The sequence below is a fragment of the Pseudochrobactrum sp. sp1633 genome, assembly GCF_030376605.1.
In the GTDB taxonomy this organism is placed as follows: domain Bacteria; phylum Pseudomonadota; class Alphaproteobacteria; order Rhizobiales; family Rhizobiaceae; genus Pseudochrobactrum.
This window is the reverse complement of sequence record NZ_JARRAE010000010.1, coordinates 22,619-43,363: the sequence shown is the minus strand read 5'-3', so window position 1 is coordinate 43,363 and position 20,745 is coordinate 22,619. Positions and strand designations below refer to the sequence as shown.

Genomic DNA, 20,745 nt, shown 5'->3' with positions numbered 1-20,745 from the left:
CAATCGCATCAGTAACAACCGGTACTCCCGTTTTACTTGCTCCGCAAACGGCAAATTTTATTCTGCTGCAATATGTCCCGCAAGTTCGCGGTTTTTCATCAGCTTATAGACCACAGAATCCATCAGCGCCTGAAAGGATGCGTCGATAATATTATCCGACACGCCAACGGTGCGCCAGCGCTGGCCACTGGCATCATGCGACTCGATCAGAACGCGGGTGATCGCCCCCGTACCACCATTGAGGATACGTACTTTAAAATCCACCAGTTCCAGATCGGCCAGTTCTTCCTGATAGCGACCGAGATCTTTGCGCAGCGCAAGGTCGAGTGCGTTAACCGGACCATGACCTTCGGCCACAGACAAGTGCTCCTCACCGTCGATGATGATTTTAACAATCGCCTCCGACACGGTTTTCAGGCAGCCGTTGCTGTCATAACGGCGCTCAACCATACAGCGGAAGGCCTCAACACGGAAAAACTGCGGCACGGCGCCCAATTGCTGACGCGCGAGCAGCTCAAAACTCGCATCGGCGCTTTCATAGGCATAGCCTTCAGCTTCACGCTCTTTGACCAGCGCGATCAGCGTATCAAGATGATGGTCATCTTTAGCGACTTTGATGCCGCGTTTGTTGAGTTCCGCGATGAAATTAGACTTACCGCCCTGATCGGATACCATCACACGGCGATGATTGCCCACCATTTCCGGCGGCACATGCTCATAGGTCTTTGGCTCTTTCAAAAGCGCTGAGGCATGAATGCCCGCTTTAGTGGCAAAGGCTGAACTACCTGTGAAAGCGGCCTGATCGTTCGGTGCGCGGTTGAGAATATCGTCAAATGTGCGCGACAGCTTGGTGATGCCGGCAAGCGCTTCGTCACTGATACCAACCTCAAAACGCTCTGCCCAGTAAGGCTTGAGCATCAATGTCGGGATCAGCGTGACCAGATTGGCATTGCCGCAACGCTCGCCGATACCATTGAGCGTGCCCTGTACCTGCCGCACACCAGCATCAATTGCGGCCAGCGACACGGCAACGGCCTGTTCGGTATCATTATGGGCATGAATGCCTAAACACTCGCCCGGAACCACCGCTTTGACCGCGCGGACAATATCGCCGATTTCGCTCGGCTGCGTGCCACCATTGGTATCGCACAGCACGACCCAGCGTGCACCGGCACCATAGGCCGCTTTGGCACAGGCCAGCGCATAATCAGGATTGGCCTTAAAACCGTCGAAGAAATGCTCGCAATCAACGATGCATTCCTTACCAGCCATGCGCGCGGCAGTGACAGATGAGGTGATGGATTCCAGATTGTCTTCCAATGTGCAACCGAGCGCCAGATGCACATGATAGTCCCAGCTTTTGGCAACATAGGTAATCGCATCACTGGAAGCCTGCAACAACACAGACATGCCCGGATCATTTGAGGTGGAAACGCCCGGACGCTTGGTCATACCAAAAGCGGCGAATTTCGCTTTTGCGGTATGTTTGCGCTGAAAAAAGCTCGTATCTGTCGGGTTTGCCCCCGGATAACCACCCTCAACATAGTCCATGCCGAAATCGTCCAGCATAGCGGCAATGGCTTTCTTGTCTGCAACCGAGAAATCAATGCCCGGTGTCTGCTGACCATCGCGCAGGGTGGTGTCGTAGATATAGATACGCTCTTTTTTCATTGTTGTTCCTTCCTCCATATCCGTATTTATGCGTGAGATTGGTCTTGCGGCCATGTCTCAGTGTCATGGTCAGGATGCTGATAAGATATCATCGTGCGCACAAATTCCGCACTTTCAGGGTCACGATCTGTCGTATAGGCAGGCAAAGCGCTCAGCTCATCCAGATAAGGCAGCTTGCCCTCCATGCCCCACTGCACCACCGGCACAATCTTCTCCGGATGATCAAAAGCGGCAATCGAAAGCGCCAGACCATCCGGCGCTTCATAAGTCAGTGGTGTGCCGCAATCCGCGCAAAATCCACGTTCAACATGGTTGGATGAGCGGAACAGTTTTCGTATTCCGCGCGTCCACTCCAATGTCCCCTCTTTAACGGAGACCAGCGGTGCATAATAATTGCCGAAAGCCTTCTGGCACATGCGGCAATGACAGATAGATGCACTACCCAGCTGCCCTTTCACACGAAAACGCACGGCACCGCACTGACAACCGCCGCTCCATACGGCTTCTGAGTTCAGCGTTTCACTTCCCATGTTGTCACCCGTTCTCCAGAAACCGGATCTTTACCATCCTTAAGCTGGATATTCTGCGTCAGTAATGCGTCACGAATACGGTCAGCATCCGCCCAGTTTTTCGCATTAATGAATGCCAGACGATCAGTAATCTGTCTTTCAACATCCGCCGTGTCGACATCTGCAGCAGTGCTGAACAAGTATTGTGCAGCTTCCGCCAATAATTGCGCATCGTGAAGACCAAGCAGAGTGAGGCCGGAAACCAGTGCCTGCACATCGCCCTGCTTATAGGCTTTCCGCAGTTCAGTGAGTGCTGCCCATGTATTCAGATCGTCACCAATAGCACTGGCAAAAACTACAGCCTTATCCGCAGAAGCAGGCACCGGCTGATCAGAAATCGCCTGATACCACTTTGCCAGTTCTTCACCGGATTCAATCAGACGCTGCTGCGTCCAGTTGATCGGCTCACGGTAATGGGTCTGTAACATGGAAAGACGGGCAGCCATGCCAATCCAGCGACGGCGGAAACCCTCCGGCGCATCTGTGCCCGACAATTGCGGCAGCTCTGATTTCAGCACATCGTCAATGGTGATGAAATTGCCCAGCGATTTGGACATTTTCTGACCTTCGACCTGCAGAAAACCATTATGCATCCAGATATTAGCCATGCGCTCTGAACCAAAAGCGCAGCATGACTGGGCAATCTCGTTCTCATGATGCGGAAACACCAGATCAATACCTCCGGCATGAATGTCGAAGGTATTTTTCAGCGGATCATCGCATTTCAGACCACCACCAAACGGCTCCAGCAATTTGGCCATCGACATGGCCGAGCACTCAATATGCCAGCCCGGACGGCCACTCACTGCAATACCTGCCGGAGACGGCCAGCCCGGCTCACCCTCTTTAGACGGTTTCCACAGCACGAAATCCATCTCATCGCGCTTGTAGGAAGCCACATCCACACGCGCACCGGCGATCATCTCATCCAGTGAGCGGCGGGCAAGTGCGCCATAGCGGGGGCCATGTTCGCCACTCATGGTTTTAACCGCAAACAGCACATGGTCATCCGCCACATAGGCATGACCGCGTTCAATCAGACGCTCGATCAGCTGGCGCATCTCTTCCAGATGTTCGGTTGCACGGGGCTGGCTGGATGGTTCGAGATTGCCGAGCGCCGTTACATCGCTCTGGAACTGCGCATTGGTGCTTTCAGTGACTTTGCGGATCGCCTCATTGAGCGGTAGATCAGGATAATCGCGTACGGCACGCGCATTGATCTTATCATCCACATCGGTGAGGTTGCGTGCATAGGTGACTTGAGCTTCGCCATAAACATGGCGTAGCAGACGGAACAGCACGTCAAACACGATCACCGGACGCGCATTGCCGATATGGGCAAAATCATAAACGGTGGGACCGCAGACATACATGCGCACATGGTCAGGATTGATCGGAACAAAGTCCTCTTTCCTGCGGGTCAGCGTATTATATAAACGCAATTCTGTGGCAGACATCGGGTTTCCCTCATAAGAACGCAAAACAACATTTGCGCAGCCTGCTGGCCGGTGCATTTGTCTGCTTCAAAAGGAAAAGAAAGACGAAAACATCCGAGCCAGCAATCTGCTAGCGAATAATAACCGCAATAATACAAGTGGTGTTTGCGAGTGGTGTTTTCATGACAGCACTTATCTCTCTGATCCTGCGTCGCGTCAAGAGAGCCGTCAGAGATTTTTGTTGCGGGGAATAATCATCGCATACTCAGGAACCGCCATGACAATACCCATATTTGCGCCCGGATTTGCACATTTCCAGCCATGCTTCAGTCCCAATTTCCGGGGACACTGGAACTGTAAATAACGGGAAGGAAACAATTATGAAAAGCGTATTGAGCCCTCACAAAAAAGATCAACTGACAGAGCAATATCGCGCAATCGGCCCTGCATCGCTCATCGCAGCGCTGATGGCTGCCCCACGCAGCCGCCGAAATGACAAGCGGCTGCATGTCTCTTATCTGCCGTCTAACAAGGCATCACGCCCACAGCAGACGACTAAGTAGGCTGAAGGCAATTGCCCACATAACGACACCGATAATGCAGTCGAGAATGCGCCATGCAGAAGGCTTGGCGAAAAACGGCTGCAACAAGCGTGCACCATAGCCGAGCGAGAAGAACCAGACGAAAGACGCAATGACTGCTCCCGCAGCATAGGCCATTCGTGCCTCGCCTTCAAAACGCGCAGAGAGACTGCCGACAAGCACGACCGTGTCGAGATAAACATGCGGATTGAGAAAAGTCAGCGCAAGACAAGTGCTGATTGCGGCCTTGAGGCTGACTGCACCACCATTCGCGGCACGCATACCATCAGGATGCATCGCACGGCGAAAAGCCGAAAAACCATACCAGAGTAAAAAGGCTGCACCGCCGATTGTCACCACTGTGATCAAAGCAGGTGATTGCGCAATGATTGTGCCGAGCCCTGCCACACCTGCAATAATCAGAATTGCATCCGATAATGCACAAATCAGACAGAGTATAAAAACATGCTGACGTAGCAGTCCCTGTCGTAAAATATAGGCATTTTGTGCACCGATGGCGACGATAAGTGATAATCCGAGCAAAAAGCCCGAAACTGCTGCTGTTCCCACGATAGTTCCACGCTCATTATGCTTATGAAATTCCTACCTAAAACATACTGAACTGGTCGTCATTGTCATCTGTTTTCTTTTTGACCGCAGGCTTTTTAGGTTTAGCTGTTTTTTTAGCTATTGGCTCCTGAGAAACAGCCATCTCCTCCGCTCTTTCATGCACATCCGTGCCGAAATAACGGGCATTATTGATCTTATCCGATACGGGTATTGCCTCGAAAAAATCATCCTGCACGGGCTTGAGCAAATGCTGCACATCCTTGGCACGGTTGCGTTTGCAATCCAGCCACTCCTGATAATCCTCAGGGCGTATCACCAGCGGCAGACGCTCGTGAATATGCGACAGCGCATGATTGGAAGCTGTGGTCAGAATTGCGGCCGTGTCCATCTGCGAACCGTCGCCGCTCACCCATGTTTCCATCAGCGCCCCAAAAGCAATGGTTCCGCCCTGACGCGGGCGTATCCAGTAGGCCTGCTTTCTGCCATCCCCAAGCTTGCGCCATTCATAGAAACCCGTGACCGGCAGTAGCGAGCGACGATGTTCCATAGCCGCTCGGAAAGACGGTTTCTCATGCGCTATCTCGGAACGGGCATTGATCATCAGCGGAAAATTCAGCGGGTCTTTTGTCCATGACGGAATAAACCCCCAGCGCACCAATGTCGCGATCCTATCCGGCCGGTTACTTCCAGGTGCCGGTGTTTCTCCGGCCATCACGATCATGAGCGGCTGTGTCGGTGAAATATTATAGCGCGGCGGAAAGGCTTCATCGACAATCACGCCGAACTGCGCCTCCACCTCATCAATCGTCGCCAATAATGCAAAACGTCCACACATAGTGTCCGGTGTCGCGAGTTTTACCGCAAAGGTCAAGGTGCCAGACAAACAAAGCTTGCAAATCAGCGGGCAGGTTTTACCACTTAATTTATGACACAAGTAGTTTCCCCTCTCCCAGTGATTGCTCACGGCGCTTCAATCATCTGCCGCAATGAAAACCGCTTTCTGCTGGTGAAACGCGGCAAGGAGCCCCTCAAAGGCTCACTCGCTTTTCCGGGCGGCGGGGTTGAGGCCGGCGAAAGTGCCGAGCAAGCGGCACAGCGTGAACTCATGGAAGAGACCGGATTAAGCTGCAACCGCCTACGACTGGTGGATACCATCGACCTCTCTCAGGAAGGGCTTTACGGCAAAGTCTATAATCTCAGCATTTTCCGGGCGTTTGATCTGAGCGGACAGGAGCAGGCCGGAGATGATGCCGTTTCCCTGCACTGGCTGACGGTTGAGGACATGCTACAGAATATTGTGACTGTCAGCACTTTAGCTTTTGCGCGCCGCATTCTGCAGGAAGAAGGCTGAGCGCCTTGAAACAGCCTGATTACTGCACAATTTATAGTGAAGGCGCGGAGTATGTATATGACCAGATTTCTTGTTAGCTTACTGTTGGTCACAGGATTTTCTGTTTCCGCACTTTCCGCACAGGCACAAACGCAGGAAATCAGCGGCCCTCCCTATGAAAACCAGATGATCCAGCTCGCTGAAACACTCGGCTCCCTGCATTATCTGAGCAATCTGTGCGGGGATAAAACCAGCCCCTGGCGCGATCAGATGGATGCGTTGCTTAACGTTGAAAAAGCAGATGCGGGGCGACGTAAAACTCTGGTTTCAGCCTTCAATAACAGCTACCGCACTTATGCTGAGAATTACAGCCAATGCACAGATCAGGCATTGAAAGCGATCGGCCGGTTTAAAATTCAAGGTGAAAAACTCTCCGAAGGACTGGTCGCCCATTACGGCAATTAACCAAAACTTCATTCATTGCAATAAAGCAGCAAACAGGCATTCACAAACAGTCGCAATCTGTTAACAAGAGATTAAATTTTTGATGGTGGTGCTTCGGCTGATAGTGTAAGAAACGGACTTCAGATAACCGTTTCTGCTCTGAATGGCTCTATGACAGCACTTCCATTAGCTTAAGTCCTGTCCGTCTTCCGCGATGCAGTGTCCAACGGCATAAAGCCAAGGTGATATTTTATGAATCATGCTCCGACAGATCTCGATGAACTGATTGCCTATGAGAAAAAACAGGCGGCAATCGAATATCAGCATGAAGCATGGGCTGACGGAATCTCTGAAGGCATCGAACCGGAAATTCTCGCTGAAGCAGCTTTTGCCAATGCGCTGACTGAACTTGTGCGCCGCACAGGTGAAGATGCTGCGCTCGGTCTGCTCGATAAATTGCGTGAACAGATCATTGCCGGTGAATTTCTGCCAAACCGCGTTCTGCAATAAACGATCTGACATCACCGGCGCTCGTCATAATTTATGCCAGAGCGTGCCGTAGGCTGATAATTACTTTACGCATTATCCAGTGCAAAACCGGCGCCGCATTTGCCGGAACTGCTCTGGTTTAAACATTTATATTTCTGGTTTGGAGTCTCCGATGTCGCTTTCATTCCGCCGCGGGTTAAGCAAGCTGAATTCGTCTGCCCTCTCCGGCCTGCTCTTTGTCATACTCGCTGTATCCGCGACGGCTCCGGCCACGGCCGGAACATTGAGCGGAAAGCCTCAAATTCTGGCATTAAGTGAAACGCCAGCCGCTGATGACGGGGATGTTAATCCGGCGCAGGTGCCGTTGCCGGGTCCGCTGCGTCAGGTACCGACCGAAACTTACAGAGCGCCTGAAACCGGAGCAGCTTCTGAAAACGGCAATCCTGAGCGTGATATTACCCGCCCGCATGTCTCGTCAGAAGGCAAAATTCCGGAAGTGTCCTATGACTATTCCAAGCTTCCGCAAGCTGTGCAGGACACCCGCAAGAAAATTCTCGACATTGCCAAGGCCGGAAAAATTGACGCTCTCAAACCACTGCTCGGCGATGGCGGCGAAGCAAGCCCGCTGCTTTCGCTTGGCGAATATGACGGCACGCCGCTGGAGTTTCTGAAAAGCCTTTCAGGCGACAGCAATGGTCAGGAACTGCTGGCTATTCTGGTAGACCTGCTGGAAGCCGGTTATGTGCATCTGGATGCAGGCACACCGAGCGAGGTCTATGTCTGGCCGTATTTCTTCGCCTATCCGCTGGAAAAGCTGGATGACCGGCAGATGGTTGAGCTGTATCAGATTGTCACCGCCGGTGATTTTGAAGAAATGAAGGGCGTTGGTGCCTATATTTTCTACCGCCTCGGCATTACGCCGGATGGCTCATGGAAGTTCTTTGTGGCCGGAGATTAATCTCCGGTTTTTCCTGCCTGTCAAAACGACGTTGGAAAAGCTCTGCTCCCCACAAACAAATCAAAAACAAAATCAATCCACCAGCCAGGTCGATAAGATAATGCCCACCGTGGGCTAATGTTGCAGGAAAGACGAGTAAATTCACGATCAGAAAAACTGGAAACATCCATTTCAATGAACGCGAAAACCAAATACCAACCAACGCTAACACTGTATGATATGATGGGAAAGCAATAAGCCCAATCATCTGGGATGGTCGAATCTGTTCCTCACCGTAAACTAACAGATCAAGCATTTTTTTCCCGTACGCTTTATCAAGAACCTGATGAGAGATCGAAGCTGTTTCTTGATCCAACATGAGATATGCACTTGGGCCCGCTGTCGGGAATAATATCCAAAAAACAACTGCAAGCGAAGCGCTTAACATTAATGTCATGAGCATTACATGCAAACGCCGAATTTGTGCACCCAAACCCAGCATAAGAATTAAAACTACCATTTGCGGCAAACTCGACAAGTAAGCATAGCGCATAAGCTCATTTAAAATGGGCTTATGCACACTCCAGCGAACCATATCTGCCCAGTTATAACCGAAGACTGCATCAAATTGAAGCAACCACTGATCCAGACCAATACGGTGATTAGGCAAAAACACATAGTTTAAAAGCGCCATAGCGGACGTAAAGGCCACCATTAAGCTGGTGCATATTGTTACTACAGCTATTGTTTCGCTACGGTTTAATCCGCGATAAATCAAACCTATACACATCAACAACAGGCTGGCAGCAACGGTGATAATATACTCGTCATAGGCAACACTCAACTTCCAGGACGCGACCAAAATTATATCTGTCAAAGAAACAAACGACACAAGCATGAGCATGGTAAGCTCTGCCGGTCGCAAATAAATAGACGATGTTGCGTGTATTTTCTTCATGGCACTACAAACCATAAACAAATTGAACAGTCGTAAATATCAGTCTGGGTTTTGCGGGATACAAAACTAAAAAGACTGCGACAGTTCCACCATCGCAGCCTTCATTTTTCATTCGGTCAAAACCGAACTACTCCAGCTTCCGCCTTACTGGCAAAGCCTCGGGGTATTACCTTCTCGGCAAAGCCAGTTTTTTTGTCTTCTCGGCAAAGCCAGCTTTATTTAGCTTCTCGGCAAAGCCTCAGTAAACTCCACAGGCTCACCAAGCGAAGGATTAACGATCTCGCCTTCCCACATCACCTTATGACCACGCACGATTGTGCCAACCGGCCAGCCAGTCACTGTCTTACCATGATATGGTGTCCAACCGGCCTTGGAGCCAGCCTGTTCATGGGTGATGGTTTCACGATGTTTCATATCAACAATCGTCAGATCGGCATCATAGCCCACGGCAATCCGTCCCTTGCGTGACATACCAAAAATACGGTTCGGGCCGTGCGAAGACAGATCAACAAAACGCTCAAGCGACAAACGGCCTGCATTCACATGATCAAGCATGATCGGCACAAGCGTCTGCACACCGGTCATGCCGGATGGAGAGGCCGGATAAGGCTTCTGCTTTTCTTCCAGCGTATGTGGTGCATGGTCTGAGCCCAGAACATCCACAACGCCCTGCCCGATGCCATGCCAGACGCCATCGCGGTGACGTGCATCACGCACCGGCGGGTTCATCTGGATGAGATTGCCGAGCGTTTTGTAATCCTCCGAAGACAGCGTCAGATGATGCGGTGTCGCCTCGCAGGTCGCCACATCTTTGCAATCTTTCAGAAACTCGATTTCTTCCGCAGTCGAAATATGCAGCACATGAATACGTGCGCGTGTTTCGCGGGCAATGCGCACCAGACGCTGTGTGCAGGTCAGCGCTGCAATCTCATCGCGCCAGACAGGATGGCTCGACGGATCATTTTCAACACGCAGACCTTCGCGCTCACGCAGGCGGAATTCATCTTCCGAATGGAATGCTGCGCGGCGGCGTGTATTGCGCAGAATAGATGCAACGCCTTCATCGTCTTCCACCAGCAAATCACCGGTTGAAGAGCCCATGAAAACCTTGATACCGGCCGCACCCGGCAGACGTTCAAGCTCGGCCACGTCTTTGGCATTGTCGCGTGTACCGCCAACCCAGAACGCGAAATCGCAATGCATACGATGCGTGCCGCGCTTCACCTTGTCGGCCAGCGCTTCCGGCGATGTTGTCAGCGGCTTGGTGTTTGGCATTTCGAAAACGGAGGTCACACCGCCAAGTACGGCTGCGAGCGATCCGGTTTGCAGGTCTTCTTTGTGTTCCATGCCCGGTTCACGGAAATGTACCTGACTGTCGACAACGCCCGGCAGAATATGCAAACCAGCGCAGTTAATGACCTCACCGGCAGACTTGTCAGACAGGGAGCCGATCGCGGTAATGCGTCCGTTTTTGACACCGATGTCACGAATGGCACTGCCATCATGATTAACAACCGTTGCGCCTTTGAAAATCGTATCGAATGTTGTGGTCATCCGGTTTCTCCCGTCTTTGCGATAACGCGCTGTTCCAGTCTTGCGATAACTTGCGATGCGGCTTACGTAACATAAACACGAATAGCAAGACTATTGCATCCTCACTTATTTGAAAAACCGGGAAGTTGATATGACAACGGCAGAACCTTTAACTCTGTTGACCGGATTAACCGGAAATTTTGATGACCGCACACAAATCCTTGTGCGCGGAGAAGATGCAGAAACATTTCTGCAATCCATCTTCACGGCTGATCTGAATACGCTTGAAAGCGGCATTTTGCGCGCTTCGGCACTGCTCAGCCCACAGGGGAAAATCCAGTTCGATTTTCTGATTTCGCGCATTGAGAATGGCTTTCGGATTGATCTTGCGAAAGAAGGATCCGAGGTCTTTGCCAAGCGCCTCACGCTTTATCGTCTGCGTGCCAAAGCTGAAATTATCGTTTTAAATGAATCAATTATCAGGATTGGCTGGAAAACTGATTCAGGCCGTTCAGAAAGTGATTCAATTAGCCTTGATAGTTATCAGGCAGTGCGTGATGAGCGCTTCCCTGATGCCGCAAATGTGCGCCGTTATTATGCTGAAACTGACGACTCCTCCCCCGCCACACAACTCGAGCGTGATGCATGGGCAGCTTTGCGTATTCATTATGGCATTGCTGAAGGTGGCGCGGATTTCATCATGAATGATGTTTTTCCCCATGATATTAATTTCGAGCAGTTCAGCGGCGTGTCTTTCAAGAAAGGCTGCTTCGTCGGGCAGGAAGTTGTGTCCCGTATGCAGCATCGCGGAACCGCACGCCGCAGGATTTTGCAGGCGACTGCGCAAGCTGCTTTGCCCGCCTCTGACACACCGATCACCGCAGGCGGCAAAGAAGTCGGAACATTGCGTAGCACCAACGGCACGCATGGTCTGGCATTGGTGCGCATTGACCGTGTGAAGGATGCGCTGGACAAAAACATTCCGCTGCTGGCCGGTGAGACAGAAATCACGCTCACAATTCCCGCCTATGCCAAATTCACCTTCCCTGAAGGGACTGCTGAATAATGGCGATATCCGGCGGCAGAGCGACCACAAAACCGGTTCGTGCATGGCAGCGTATGCTGTCCGGCCGCAGGCTGGATTTGCTTGACCCATCGCCGCTGGATATTGAGATCAGCGACATTGCCCACGGGCTTGCGCGTGTTGCCCGCTGGAATGGCCAGACGCACGGTGACCATGCCTATTCCGTAGCGCAGCATTCGCTGCTGGTTGAACAGATTTTTTGCAGGCAGAATACGGCCGCCACACATAAAGAGCAAATGCTGGCACTGCTGCATGATGCGCCGGAATATGTGATCGGTGACATGATCTCGCCTTTCAAGGCCGTGATGGGCGGTGCTTACAAACAGATTGAAGCACGGCTGGAAACGGCCATTCACCTGCGCTTTTCGCTGCCTGCCACCATGCCAGTCGCATTGAAAAAGGCCATTAAGAAAGCAGACATTGTTTCTGCCTATTTTGAAGCCACGGAGCTTGCCGGTTTCAGCACAGCGGAAGCGGCAGAGTTTTTCGGGCGACCACGTGGTTTTCATGCCGGAGATTTTGATTTGTCACCACTGCCGACCGCAGAGATAGAACAGGCTTTCATGAAGCGCTTTCAGGAACTGGAGGCGCAGATTCATGGCTGATATTTCTTCTGCTGTTGAGGTTGGCCTCAGTGCCGCTATTGTTACAATCCACAAAAACAATCCGGTCATTCTATGTGCGGATTATGAGCTATCTGATGTCCTCTCCTTGCCTTATGGCCGCTTTGACCCGTTGAAGCACCGCACACTGGAAGCCGGTTTGCGTCTGTGGGTTGAAGCGCAGACAGCCTTGCGGCTTGGCTATGTGGAGCAGCTCTACACATTCGGCGATCGTGGCCGTGCCAAATCCACAGCACCCGCAGGCGATACCCATGTGATCTCAGTCGGCTATCTGGCACTGACAAGGTTTGATGCAGAGCAAAACAATGACGGCTGGCGCTATTGGTATGATTTTTTGCCGTGGGAAGACTGGCGTAATGGCAAGCCTGCGCTGATCGACACGCTTATTCTGCCTGCGTTGCGCGAATGGGCGCAGGGCGACAAACGCAGCAGCCCGGCCTATGATTTGCATCTGTTGCCGCGCCTCACAAGATTGCGCCTTGCCTTCGGTACTGATGGGATTCAATGGGATGAAGAGCGTGTGCTGGAGCGCTATGAACTGCTTTATGAAGCGGGACTTGTGCGTGAGGCTACGATTGACGGCACGGTCAGCGCAACACCGCAGCTTGAAGAATTACAGCGCCATACGGGTCGTGCTATGGTTTTTGACCATCGCCGTATTCTCGCCACCGCGATTGCGCGGCTGCGCGCCAAGCTGAAATATCGTCCGGTTATTTTTGAAATCATGCCGGATTGCTTTACCCTCACCGCCTTGCAAGAAACCGTTGAGGCAATCTCCGGCCGTCATCTGCACAAGCAGAATTTCCGCCGTCTCGTGGAAAATGCCGAGCTGGTGGAGCCGACCGGTGCCAGCCTCAGCCAGTTGCGCGGACGTCCGGCAGCGCTCTACCGTTTCCGCCGTGCGGTTCTGGAAGAGCGCCCTGCTCCGGGCTTAAGGGTAACGCTGTCTCAGCGATAGGTGATTTAGCGATAGATGTGCCGTTCGTCAGGAAAACTGCGGCTTTTCACATCTTCCGCATAGGCTTTCACCGCCTCGTCAATGACCGCACCAATGGCTCCATATTGGCGGACGAATTTGGCAGGCTTGTCATTCAGGCCGAGCATATCTTCCAGCACCAGAATTTGCCCGTCACACTCTGCTGATGCGCCGATACCAATGGTTGGTACCGCAACCTGCGCTGTAATTTCACGTGCCAGCGGCTCGACAATGCCTTCCAGCACAATGCCGAAAGCACCGGCATCAGCAACCGCCTGCGCATCCTGCTTAATCAAATCCCACAACGCCTGATCTCGTCCCTGCACTTTATAACCGCCCATCACATGCACAGCCTGCGGTGTGAGGCCAATATGTGCCAGCACCGGAATACCGCGCTTGGTCAGAAAGCTAATTGTCTCGGCCATCTGCACGCCGCCCTCAAGCTTGACCGCACCACAGCCAGTTTCCGCCATGATCCGCGCTGCATTGCGGAAGGCGGCCTGCGGACTTTCCTCATAGGAGCCGAAAGGCATATCCACCACAACCAGCGCACGGGACGAACCGCGCATCACCGCCTGCCCGTGCATAATCATCATTTCCAGAGACACGCCGATGGTCGATTCCATGCCATGCATCACCATGCCGACACTGTCGCCCACCAGCATAAAATCCGCATAGCGGTCAACAATGGCAGCCGTGTGCGCATGATAGGCTGTGAGTGAAACCAGCGGCACACCGCCTTTGCGGGCACGGATTTCCGGCACGGTAATGCGGCGGATCTGTTTCTGAACACTCATGGCCGTTTCCTTTGATTAGAGGTTAAAACCGCAGCACATGCTGGTCGATCAAACGGGTTTTCCCAAAGCGTACTGTCAGCAATAGTACCGCCGGTGCGGTGAGCAGCTCTGCGGTTTCAGCCAGCGTTTCCGCATCACGGATATCCACGGCCTCAACCTCACCCCGTGCTTCCTGCTGTAACTTATCAAGCACCGCTTGGTGCAATACTGAAACCGAGCGTTCGCCCTGATCCACCAGTGTTTGTGCCAATTGCATTGCCTGCGGCAGGATAATGGCTGCGGCACGGTCTTCCGCACTCAAAAGACTGTTACGCGATGAGCAGGCAAGACCATCCGGTTCGCGCACTGTCGGCACACCGAAGACTTCAACCGGCTGATTGAGATCAGTCACCATACGCTTGATGACGGCAAGCTGCTGATAATCCTTCTCGCCGAAGAAAGCTTTGTCCGGCTGCACGATATTGAACAGCTTGCTCACCACCGTTGCCACGCCACGGAAATGATTGGGGCGCAATGCCCCCATCAGGATGGAAGACAGATCACCAACATCAACATAGGTCGATGTTTTGCCGCTGCCATCCGGATACATCTCATCCACCTCAGGTGCGAAAACATAATCCACGCCCTGCTCTTCGAGCAGTTTCAGATCATGCGGCAGATTACGCGGATATTGCGCCAGATCTTCATTGGGTGAAAACTGCGTGGGATTGACGAAAATCGAAACAACTGTGACATCACAATTCAACTGGCTATGCTTTGCCAGTGTCAGATGACCGATATGCAGATAACCCATTGTCGGCACGAAGCCGACAGTCTTGCCTGCACTTCGCTCAGCTCTCAAAGCCGTGCGTAAATCTGCAATTGTGCGGATCAGTTGCATATCATCATCCCCTGAAAAACCAGTGCGCACTCTATCTCATCAAGTGATGATAATATCCAGCCCGACATCAAGTGTCGGTGCAGACATTGTGATTTTCGAGGTTGAGATATAGTCGACACCCGTCTCGGCCACAGCCTTAACCGTGTCGAAATTAATATTGCCTGAGGCCTCAAGCTTTGCGCGTCCGGCATTAATTTCAACAGCTTTAACAAGGGTTTCCGGCGACATATTATCAAGAAGAATCACATCCGCCTGCACAGACAGCGCTTCTGCCATCTGTTCCAACGTATCGACCTCAACTTCGATCTTCACCAGATGTCCGACAAAGCTGCGTGCGGCTTCAATCGCCTGTTTGACCCCGCCTGCAACGGCAATGTGGTTGTCTTTAATCAACACCGCATCATCGAGGCCAAAACGGTGATTGGCACCACCGCCGCAACGCACCGCATATTTGGCCAAAGCCCGCATGCCGGGCATGGTTTTGCGGGTGTCACAGATTTTGGCCTGCGTATGGGCAATCTTATCTGCAAAGCGTGCGGTGTAAGTCGCAATGCCGGACAGCACCATGAGATAATTAAGCGCCACACGTTCAGCTGACAAAATAGAACGGGCATTGCCGCTGATACGGGCGATCTCCTGCCCTGCTTTGATGCGCGTGCTGTCTTCCACAGCGATTGTAATTTGCAGTGTCGGGTCAATCTGCGTGAAGGCCGCGCGGATAAAATCAACACCGGCCACCACGCCGTCTTCACGGCTGGTCAGCAAGGCAGTCGCCTGTTTATCAGGGGCAATCGTCGCATGGCTGGTAATATCTCCGGCACGTCCCAGATCTTCGAGCAGCGCATTGCGCACGGCATCTTCAACCAGCGGGCGCGGCAAAACAGAAGGATAAGCAGTTTTCATCAGGCAGTTTCCGCTAGTTTTTGATAGGTTTCCTGAGCGTCTTGCAAAGTCATCATTGAGCGATGCTGCCAGATGACCGAGCTTTCGGGATAGTCGCTGCGATAATGACCGCCACGGCTTTCCTTACGTGCTAAGGCGGACACCGCAAGCACTTCAGCAGTCGCCAAGCAATTGGCAAAAACCGGATCGCGATTGTTCCGCGCCAGTTGCCGGATGTGTTGCAGCCCCTGCAACATCTGATCCTGCCTGCGGATAACGCCGAAACTTCGGCTCATCACCGCCCGCAATTGCTGCATGGCCTCAGCGGGAGCTGGTTTGTCAGCAGATGGCAGAACCTCAACAACAGATTGCGGCACGTAATCTTCTTGCGGCAATTGCCTGATCGCCTCGGCAACACGCGCGCCAAACACCACTGCTTCCAGCAGAGAATTGGATGCTAAGCGATTGGCACCATGCGCACCGGTTGACGCTGCCTCCCCGCAAGCCCACAGGCCTTCAACCGTCGTGCGGCCATCCATATCCGTGAGAATGCCTCCCATGAAATAATGCGCCGCTGGCACCACAGGAATAAGCTCGCGAGCAGGATCAATACCAACCGCCTGACAATAAGCATAGACTGTCGGGAACTCCTGCGCGAATGCCTCTCCGATTGCCTTCGTGCAATCGAGATAAGCACCGCGCCCGCTTATCACCTCTTCATAAATACCGCGCGCCACCACATCGCGCGGCGCCATTTCGGCAGCCGGATCGTGACGCAGCATGAAGCGCTCACCGGCTTTATTGACCAGATGCGCACCATGACCACGCAGAGCCTCTGTCGCCAAAGGTGCCGGATCGGCCTTCACATCCAGCGCAGTCGGGTGAAACTGCACAAATTCCATATCCGCCAGAAGCGCACCGGCCTCAGCAGCCATGCCGATACCCGAACCGCTGGCCTCTGCCGGGTTGGTGGTCACCTGATAGAGATGCCCGATGCCACCGGTGGCAATCACCACCTGTCGTGCCGGTAAAATTTGATCAGAACCATCTGTCCGGCGGATGGTTACACCGCTGATACCCTTCTGATCCGACGTCAGCTGATAGGCCGTGGCATTTTCCACGATCGTGACGGAAGGTGTTTCACGCACTTTGGCAACCAGCGCCTGCATGATCGCACGGCCTGCCATATCACCACGCACGCGCACGATACGGCTATGGCTATGCGCCGCCTCGCGCGATACCTGCAAATGCCCTGCCAGATCGCGGTCGAACGGCACGCCGAGCTCGAGAAGATCATGCACACGGTCTGAAGCTGAAGAGGCCATCATGCGAATGACATCTTCATCCACAATGCCATCACCGGCGACCAGCGTATCGGCCACATGACTTTCAATCGTATCATCAGAGGAAACAGCCGCAGCAATACCGGCCTGCGCCCATGCGGAAGATGCGCCCTGCCCGATAGGTGCGGCGGCAATCACTGTCACCGGCAGCGGGCTTAATTGCAGCGCACAAAACAGCCCTGCCAGCCCCCCGCCAACAATTATAATCTGATTGTGATTTGCACTCATCATCACGCCGTCAGTTTTTCAGATTGATCATGCGTTCAACGGCCTGCCGTGCTTTGGCAGCCATTGTTGCATCGACGAAAACCTCACCGCTCATATTCACCAGCGTGTCGAGAATTTTCGGCAAAGTAATACGCTTCATATGCGGGCAGAGATTGCACGGTTTAACGAATTCCACATCCGGTACTTCCGCTGCAATATTGGAAGCCATCGAGCATTCTGTCACCAGCATCACCTTTGCCGGACGGTTGTTGCGCACATAATCAATCATGCCTTTAGTAGAACCGGCGAAATCAGCCACAGCGACGACTGAAGGCGGGCATTCCGGATGAGCAACAATCTGAATAGTCGGATCGGCGGCACGGTAAGCCAGCAACTCCTCAGCCGTAAAGCGCTCATGCACCTCGCAGCGGCCTTTCCATGTCAGCACTTTAACGGAAGTTTGCGCCGCAACATTCTGCGCCAGAAATTCATCCGGAATACAAAGCACACGATCAACACCAAAACTCTCCACCACCTGCACGGCATTGGCAGAGGTACAGCAGATATCGCTCTCGGCCTTCACATCGGCAGAGGTGTTGACATAAGTGACAATCGGCACACCCGGATAGGTCTCACGCAACAAGCGCACATCGGCTCCGGTGATGGATTCCGCCAGAGAGCAGCCTGCCTTCATATCCGGTATCAGCACAGTCTTATCAGGGCTAAGTAGTTTTGAAGTTTCCGCCATGAAATGCACACCGCATTGCACGATAATATCGGCATCCACACGCTCAGCTTCGCGCGCCAGTTGCAAACTGTCGCCGACAATATCCGCCACACAATGGAAGATTTCCGGTGTCTGGTAATTATGGGCGAGGATAACGGCATTGCGCTGTTTTTTGATACGGTTGATCGCAGCCACATAAGGCGCATAGGCAGGCCATTCAATGCGCGGAATATGATGCGCCACACGCTGATAGAGATGCTCGGTTTCCGCAGCAATCTCCGGCGTAAACTCCAAAGACGGCATTTCCAGCACGCCAAAGCGTTCTGCAGCGCTGCGGATTTCACCTTTATTCAGGTTCTCTTTGGTGGTGGCTGTCGTCATGTTCTGCCTCATAAAGCAGCAATAAAGCTGCCTTCTCCGTTTTCCCCTTAACCGCTCTTTCTGATTATGCTCACTTAGAGCATAATGTCATCCAAAAGAAAAACGGCTAAACCGTAGCGCGAATCTTTATTCCCATTACAGTTTCATGACAAGAAATTATTTTGCTCAAATCGAGCAAAATTAATCAACTGATCAAAAATGCATCCGAAAACGAAAACCTCACAATTATTGATAAGGCATAAAAATCAACACGTAAGCATTCAAACGAAGCATCTTCGCTCAAATCTCTTTCAAGCGTAAAAAAAATAATGTAATCACTATTACACAATATTTTTCCGGCATCTCCGCTGAAAGAACGCACAGCATGTCCACACCGCAGCAAAACTATCAAAGCTCCTCCATGCCCTGGCTGATTATCATCGCCGGTTGTCTCATCACGTTTCTGACCTTTGGTCCGCGCTCGGCAATGGGCTTTTTCCAGCTGCCGATTATTGGTGACAAAGGCTGGGATCGCAGCACCTATGGTCTGGCAATGGCCTTGCAAAACTTGTTCTGGGGTGCCGGACAGCCGATCTTTGGCATGATTGCCGATAAATACGGCTCATGGCGCGTGCTGTTAATGTCGGGTCTGTTTTATGCCGCCGGTTTGGTTCTGATGGCTAATGCCGATGCACCGATTGCCCTGCATATCGGCGGCGGTGTGTTGGTTGGCCTTGGTGTTGCCGCCGGTTCTTACGGCATTATTCTCTCGGCCTTTGCCCGCCATGTCAGCGCACAACAGCGCAGTCTGGTCTTTGGTCTTGGCACGGCTGCCGGTTCTGCCGGTATGTTCGCTTTTGCACCGATTTCGCTGGGACTGATTGAACGCTTCGGCTGGTCGGATGCCTTGGTTTGGCTTGGTGTTGCCATGCTGCTGGTGCCGCTGCTCGCTATTCCTTTGCGCGGCAATGCCAATAATGCCCGCATGCCGGATACAAGCGCTAAACAAACAGCAGCAGAAGCCCTGAAAGAAGCCCTGAGCCATAAGAGCTATCTGTTTCTGACCGCCGGATTTTTTGTCTGCGGTTTTCAGGTGGCCTTCATCACCACGCATTTTCCGGCCTATATTTCCGATATCGGCGTGGATAAGCACTATGCCGTCTGGGGGCTGGCGCTGATCGGTTTCTTCAACATTATCGGCTCGCTCGGTGCTGGCATTCTCGGCCAGACCCATTCCAAGCCCAAAATGTTGTCGCTGATCTATCTGCTGCGCTCCATCTTGGTTGCCGGTTTTATCCTGCTGCCGCAATCGGGTACCAGTGTGCTGATCTTCTCCGGCCTGATGGGTTTGCTCTGGCTCTCGACCGTTCCGCCAACAAACGGTCTTGTGGCCACCATGTTCGGCACACGCCATCTCGGCCTGCTCGGTGGCATGGTGTTTTTCTCGCACCAGATCGGTTCATTCATCGGTGTCTGGCTGGGCGGCACGCTGTATCAGCTTTATAACAGCTATGATGCCGTATGGTGGCTGAGCATTATTCTCGGATTGTTTGCAGCGCTAATCCATCTGCCAATCCGCGAAACGGCAGTACAGCGCCCTGCTCTCGCAGCAGCCTGATTATCCGGCGCGGGTTAAGGCAGAGATAAAGCCGGAGCGCGACTCCGGCTGCGTCTGCCCGCGCGGTTCCCACACATGGCGAGTGAAGAAAAAGCCCGTTAGCCGGAAGGCAGTGCAGATGTCAGCCACATTCTCTGCCCTGATCCGCGAATTGCAGACAAATGCCGGCATAGGTAGCAGCCGGTCAGCCCAAGGCGCACCGGCATCGCGGGATACGGCACGGCCGCTCTTTGGCGAAACATAAATCAGATCAGTGGTGCCGCCGCTTGCTGCACAGGATTTGAGATCAAGGCCGAAGCCCAGTTCTTCCAGCAACATCAGCTCAAAACGCAGCACCAGTTCACCGGCGGCAACCGGCGTCTCACAATGCTCCAGCAAAAGCTGCAAAGTTTCATAGAGATTTTCATGCGGATCGCGCTCGGGCAACAGCCGCAGATGCGCTGCTGCAAGCTGAATACCAAACAGCGCCACAGGCAGATCAATCAGCCGCGCTGCGGAAAAGCTCAACGGCTCGATCTGATAGGAGCCCAGATGCTCATCGAGCCGTGCCCACCAATGAAGGGAAACATGATTGCCGACCTGTAACATCGGCTGCATACGCTTGGAGCGGCCACCACGCACCACGCCCATATGGCGCCCGTGGGCACGGGTCATCACCTCAACAATGGCACTGCTTTCGCCATGCCGTCTTGTACCGAGAATGATGCCCTCGTCACGCCACTCCATCAGC

General features: G+C 52.8%; 22 protein-coding genes. 9 read left to right on the top strand and 13 right to left on the bottom strand.

What is annotated here, in order from left to right; all coding sequences use genetic code 11:
- Window positions 1-57 precede the first annotated feature (57 nt).
- From cimA to cysS, 3 genes are read right to left on the bottom strand one after another with little or no spacing between them, the layout of a single operon-like run.
- On the bottom strand, window positions 58-1,671 hold the full coding sequence (cimA, locus tag P8H26_RS12215; RefSeq protein ID WP_289633321.1) for a citramalate synthase: 1,614 nt from the start codon (window positions 1,669-1,671) through the stop codon (window positions 58-60).
- Between the two features lie 26 nt (window positions 1,672-1,697).
- On the bottom strand, window positions 1,698-2,201 hold the full coding sequence (locus tag P8H26_RS12210; RefSeq protein WP_289633320.1) for a GFA family protein: 504 nt from the start codon (window positions 2,199-2,201) through the stop codon (window positions 1,698-1,700).
- Complete coding sequence (cysS, locus tag P8H26_RS12205; RefSeq protein WP_289633319.1) at window positions 2,183-3,697, bottom strand: cysteine--tRNA ligase; 1,515 nt, start codon at window positions 3,695-3,697, stop codon at window positions 2,183-2,185. Before cysS ends, P8H26_RS12210 begins: the two co-directional genes overlap by 19 nt.
- Window positions 3,698-4,056: 359 nt before the next feature.
- On the opposite strand from cysS, the gene P8H26_RS12200 reads away from it, so the two are divergent.
- A complete protein-coding gene (locus tag P8H26_RS12200; RefSeq protein ID WP_289633317.1) occupies window positions 4,057-4,239 on the top strand; it encodes a hypothetical protein in 183 nt (60 codons plus the stop codon).
- Here the strand turns inward: P8H26_RS12200 and P8H26_RS12195 are convergent.
- Together P8H26_RS12195 and P8H26_RS12190 are read right to left on the bottom strand one after the other, a co-directional pair.
- Window positions 4,213-4,827 carry a LysE/ArgO family amino acid transporter gene (locus tag P8H26_RS12195; RefSeq protein WP_289633315.1) on the bottom strand — a complete coding sequence of 205 codons (615 nt, stop codon included), beginning with the start codon at window positions 4,825-4,827 and terminating at the stop codon, window positions 4,213-4,215. The two genes, P8H26_RS12200 and P8H26_RS12195, sit on opposite strands and share 27 nt — an antisense overlap.
- Window positions 4,828-4,864: 37 nt before the next feature.
- Window positions 4,865-5,662, bottom strand: coding sequence for an SOS response-associated peptidase (locus P8H26_RS12190; RefSeq protein ID WP_289633314.1), 798 nt, complete (start codon window positions 5,660-5,662; stop codon window positions 4,865-4,867).
- A 90-nt stretch (window positions 5,663-5,752) separates the two neighbouring features.
- On the opposite strand from P8H26_RS12190, the gene P8H26_RS12185 reads away from it, so the two are divergent.
- The 4 genes from P8H26_RS12185 to P8H26_RS12170 all read left to right on the top strand — a co-directional run bounded on the left by P8H26_RS12185 (window position 5,753) and on the right by P8H26_RS12170 (window position 8,048).
- Window positions 5,753-6,178 (top strand): NUDIX hydrolase, encoded by a 426-nt coding sequence (locus P8H26_RS12185; RefSeq protein ID WP_289633313.1) that lies wholly within the window; start codon window positions 5,753-5,755, stop codon window positions 6,176-6,178.
- A 57-nt stretch (window positions 6,179-6,235) separates the two neighbouring features.
- Complete coding sequence (locus P8H26_RS12180; RefSeq protein WP_289633312.1) at window positions 6,236-6,622, top strand: TIGR02301 family protein; 387 nt, start codon at window positions 6,236-6,238, stop codon at window positions 6,620-6,622.
- Window positions 6,623-6,853: 231 nt separating this feature from the next.
- Entirely contained in the window at window positions 6,854-7,111 is a 258-nt protein-coding gene (locus tag P8H26_RS12175; protein WP_289633311.1) for a hypothetical protein, read from the top strand.
- A gap of 151 nt (window positions 7,112-7,262) precedes the next feature.
- On the top strand, window positions 7,263-8,048 hold the full coding sequence (locus P8H26_RS12170; RefSeq protein WP_289633309.1) for a hypothetical protein: 786 nt from the start codon (window positions 7,263-7,265) through the stop codon (window positions 8,046-8,048).
- Here the strand turns inward: P8H26_RS12170 and P8H26_RS12165 are convergent.
- Window positions 8,005-8,985, bottom strand: coding sequence for a phosphatase PAP2 family protein (locus P8H26_RS12165; protein ID WP_289633307.1), 981 nt, complete (start codon window positions 8,983-8,985; stop codon window positions 8,005-8,007). The two genes, P8H26_RS12170 and P8H26_RS12165, sit on opposite strands and share 44 nt — an antisense overlap.
- A 219-nt stretch (window positions 8,986-9,204) precedes the next feature.
- Window positions 9,205-10,539 carry a dihydroorotase gene (locus P8H26_RS12160; RefSeq protein WP_289633306.1) on the bottom strand — a complete coding sequence of 445 codons (1,335 nt, stop codon included), beginning with the start codon at window positions 10,537-10,539 and terminating at the stop codon, window positions 9,205-9,207.
- A gap of 130 nt (window positions 10,540-10,669) precedes the next feature.
- Between P8H26_RS12160 and P8H26_RS12155 the strand changes: the two genes are divergently transcribed.
- Genes P8H26_RS12155 through P8H26_RS12145 form a run of 3 tightly spaced genes read left to right on the top strand, consistent with a single transcriptional unit; the run spans window position 10,670 to window position 13,183 of the window.
- Window positions 10,670-11,584 carry a folate-binding protein YgfZ gene (locus P8H26_RS12155; RefSeq protein ID WP_289633305.1) on the top strand — a complete coding sequence of 305 codons (915 nt, stop codon included), beginning with the start codon at window positions 10,670-10,672 and terminating at the stop codon, window positions 11,582-11,584.
- Entirely contained in the window at window positions 11,584-12,207 is a 624-nt protein-coding gene (locus tag P8H26_RS12150; protein WP_289633304.1) for an HD family hydrolase, read from the top strand. The genes P8H26_RS12155 and P8H26_RS12150 overlap by 1 nt, the downstream gene beginning before the upstream one ends.
- Window positions 12,200-13,183: an NAD regulator gene (locus P8H26_RS12145; protein WP_289633303.1), complete on the top strand. Its 984-nt coding sequence runs from the start codon at window positions 12,200-12,202 to the stop codon at window positions 13,181-13,183. The genes P8H26_RS12150 and P8H26_RS12145 overlap by 8 nt, the downstream gene beginning before the upstream one ends.
- 5 nt (window positions 13,184-13,188) lie before the next feature.
- Here P8H26_RS12145 and panB read toward each other — a convergent pair whose 3' ends face one another.
- From panB to nadA, 5 genes are read right to left on the bottom strand one after another with little or no spacing between them, the layout of a single operon-like run.
- The gene (gene panB, locus P8H26_RS12140) at window positions 13,189-13,998 is read right to left on the bottom strand and encodes a 3-methyl-2-oxobutanoate hydroxymethyltransferase (RefSeq protein ID WP_289633302.1); all 810 of its coding nucleotides are present in this window, start codon (window positions 13,996-13,998) and stop codon (window positions 13,189-13,191) included.
- 22 nt (window positions 13,999-14,020) lie between these two features.
- Window positions 14,021-14,878, bottom strand: a complete 858-nt coding sequence (gene panC, locus P8H26_RS12135) for a pantoate--beta-alanine ligase (protein WP_289633301.1) — start codon at window positions 14,876-14,878, stop codon at window positions 14,021-14,023.
- Between the two features lie 39 nt (window positions 14,879-14,917).
- Entirely contained in the window at window positions 14,918-15,781 is an 864-nt protein-coding gene (gene nadC / locus P8H26_RS12130) for a carboxylating nicotinate-nucleotide diphosphorylase (protein WP_289633300.1), read from the bottom strand.
- Window positions 15,781-17,331: an L-aspartate oxidase gene (locus tag P8H26_RS12125; protein ID WP_289633299.1), complete on the bottom strand. Its 1,551-nt coding sequence runs from the start codon at window positions 17,329-17,331 to the stop codon at window positions 15,781-15,783. Before P8H26_RS12125 ends, nadC begins: the two co-directional genes overlap by 1 nt.
- A gap of 10 nt (window positions 17,332-17,341) precedes the next feature.
- Window positions 17,342-18,418, bottom strand: coding sequence for a quinolinate synthase NadA (gene nadA, locus P8H26_RS12120; RefSeq protein WP_289633298.1), 1,077 nt, complete (start codon window positions 18,416-18,418; stop codon window positions 17,342-17,344).
- A gap of 364 nt (window positions 18,419-18,782) precedes the next feature.
- Between nadA and P8H26_RS12115 the strand changes: the two genes are divergently transcribed.
- Complete coding sequence (locus tag P8H26_RS12115) at window positions 18,783-20,015, top strand: MFS transporter (protein WP_289633297.1); 1,233 nt, start codon at window positions 18,783-18,785, stop codon at window positions 20,013-20,015.
- Here P8H26_RS12115 and recO read toward each other — a convergent pair whose 3' ends face one another.
- Window positions 20,016-20,741, bottom strand: a complete 726-nt coding sequence (gene recO, locus P8H26_RS12110) for a DNA repair protein RecO (RefSeq protein ID WP_289633296.1) — start codon at window positions 20,739-20,741, stop codon at window positions 20,016-20,018.
- Window positions 20,742-20,745 lie beyond the last annotated feature (4 nt).

Bases quoted from the DNA above. Each gene is read 5' to 3' on its own strand.
- recO (WP_289633296.1), bottom strand. From the start codon at position 20,741: ATGGAGTGGCGTGACGAGGGCATCATTCTCGGTACAAGACGGCATGGC.
- P8H26_RS12160 (WP_289633306.1), bottom strand. From the start codon at position 10,539: ATGACCACAACATTCGATACGATTTTCAAAGGCGCAACGGTTGTTAAT.
- P8H26_RS12190 (WP_289633314.1), bottom strand. From the start codon at position 5,662: ATGTGTGGACGTTTTGCATTATTGGCGACGATTGATGAGGTGGAGGCG.
- nadC (WP_289633300.1), bottom strand. From the start codon at position 15,781: ATGAAAACTGCTTATCCTTCTGTTTTGCCGCGCCCGCTGGTTGAAGAT.
- cysS (WP_289633319.1), bottom strand. From the start codon at position 3,697: ATGTCTGCCACAGAATTGCGTTTATATAATACGCTGACCCGCAGGAAA.
- P8H26_RS12155 (WP_289633305.1), top strand. From the start codon at position 10,670: ATGACAACGGCAGAACCTTTAACTCTGTTGACCGGATTAACCGGAAAT.
- P8H26_RS12150 (WP_289633304.1), top strand. From the start codon at position 11,584: ATGGCGATATCCGGCGGCAGAGCGACCACAAAACCGGTTCGTGCATGG.
- P8H26_RS12175 (WP_289633311.1), top strand. From the start codon at position 6,854: ATGAATCATGCTCCGACAGATCTCGATGAACTGATTGCCTATGAGAAA.
- P8H26_RS12115 (WP_289633297.1), top strand. From the start codon at position 18,783: ATGTCCACACCGCAGCAAAACTATCAAAGCTCCTCCATGCCCTGGCTG.
- P8H26_RS12180 (WP_289633312.1), top strand. From the start codon at position 6,236: ATGACCAGATTTCTTGTTAGCTTACTGTTGGTCACAGGATTTTCTGTT.
- cimA (WP_289633321.1), bottom strand. From the start codon at position 1,671: ATGAAAAAAGAGCGTATCTATATCTACGACACCACCCTGCGCGATGGT.
- P8H26_RS12165 (WP_289633307.1), bottom strand. From the start codon at position 8,985: ATGAAGAAAATACACGCAACATCGTCTATTTATTTGCGACCGGCAGAG.
- P8H26_RS12170 (WP_289633309.1), top strand. From the start codon at position 7,263: ATGTCGCTTTCATTCCGCCGCGGGTTAAGCAAGCTGAATTCGTCTGCC.
- P8H26_RS12185 (WP_289633313.1), top strand. From the start codon at position 5,753: ATGACACAAGTAGTTTCCCCTCTCCCAGTGATTGCTCACGGCGCTTCA.
- panB (WP_289633302.1), bottom strand. From the start codon at position 13,998: ATGAGTGTTCAGAAACAGATCCGCCGCATTACCGTGCCGGAAATCCGT.
- P8H26_RS12145 (WP_289633303.1), top strand. From the start codon at position 12,200: ATGGCTGATATTTCTTCTGCTGTTGAGGTTGGCCTCAGTGCCGCTATT.
- P8H26_RS12125 (WP_289633299.1), bottom strand. From the start codon at position 17,331: ATGAGTGCAAATCACAATCAGATTATAATTGTTGGCGGGGGGCTGGCA.
- P8H26_RS12200 (WP_289633317.1), top strand. From the start codon at position 4,057: ATGAAAAGCGTATTGAGCCCTCACAAAAAAGATCAACTGACAGAGCAA.
- P8H26_RS12210 (WP_289633320.1), bottom strand. From the start codon at position 2,201: ATGGGAAGTGAAACGCTGAACTCAGAAGCCGTATGGAGCGGCGGTTGT.
- panC (WP_289633301.1), bottom strand. From the start codon at position 14,878: ATGCAACTGATCCGCACAATTGCAGATTTACGCACGGCTTTGAGAGCT.
- nadA (WP_289633298.1), bottom strand. From the start codon at position 18,418: ATGACGACAGCCACCACCAAAGAGAACCTGAATAAAGGTGAAATCCGC.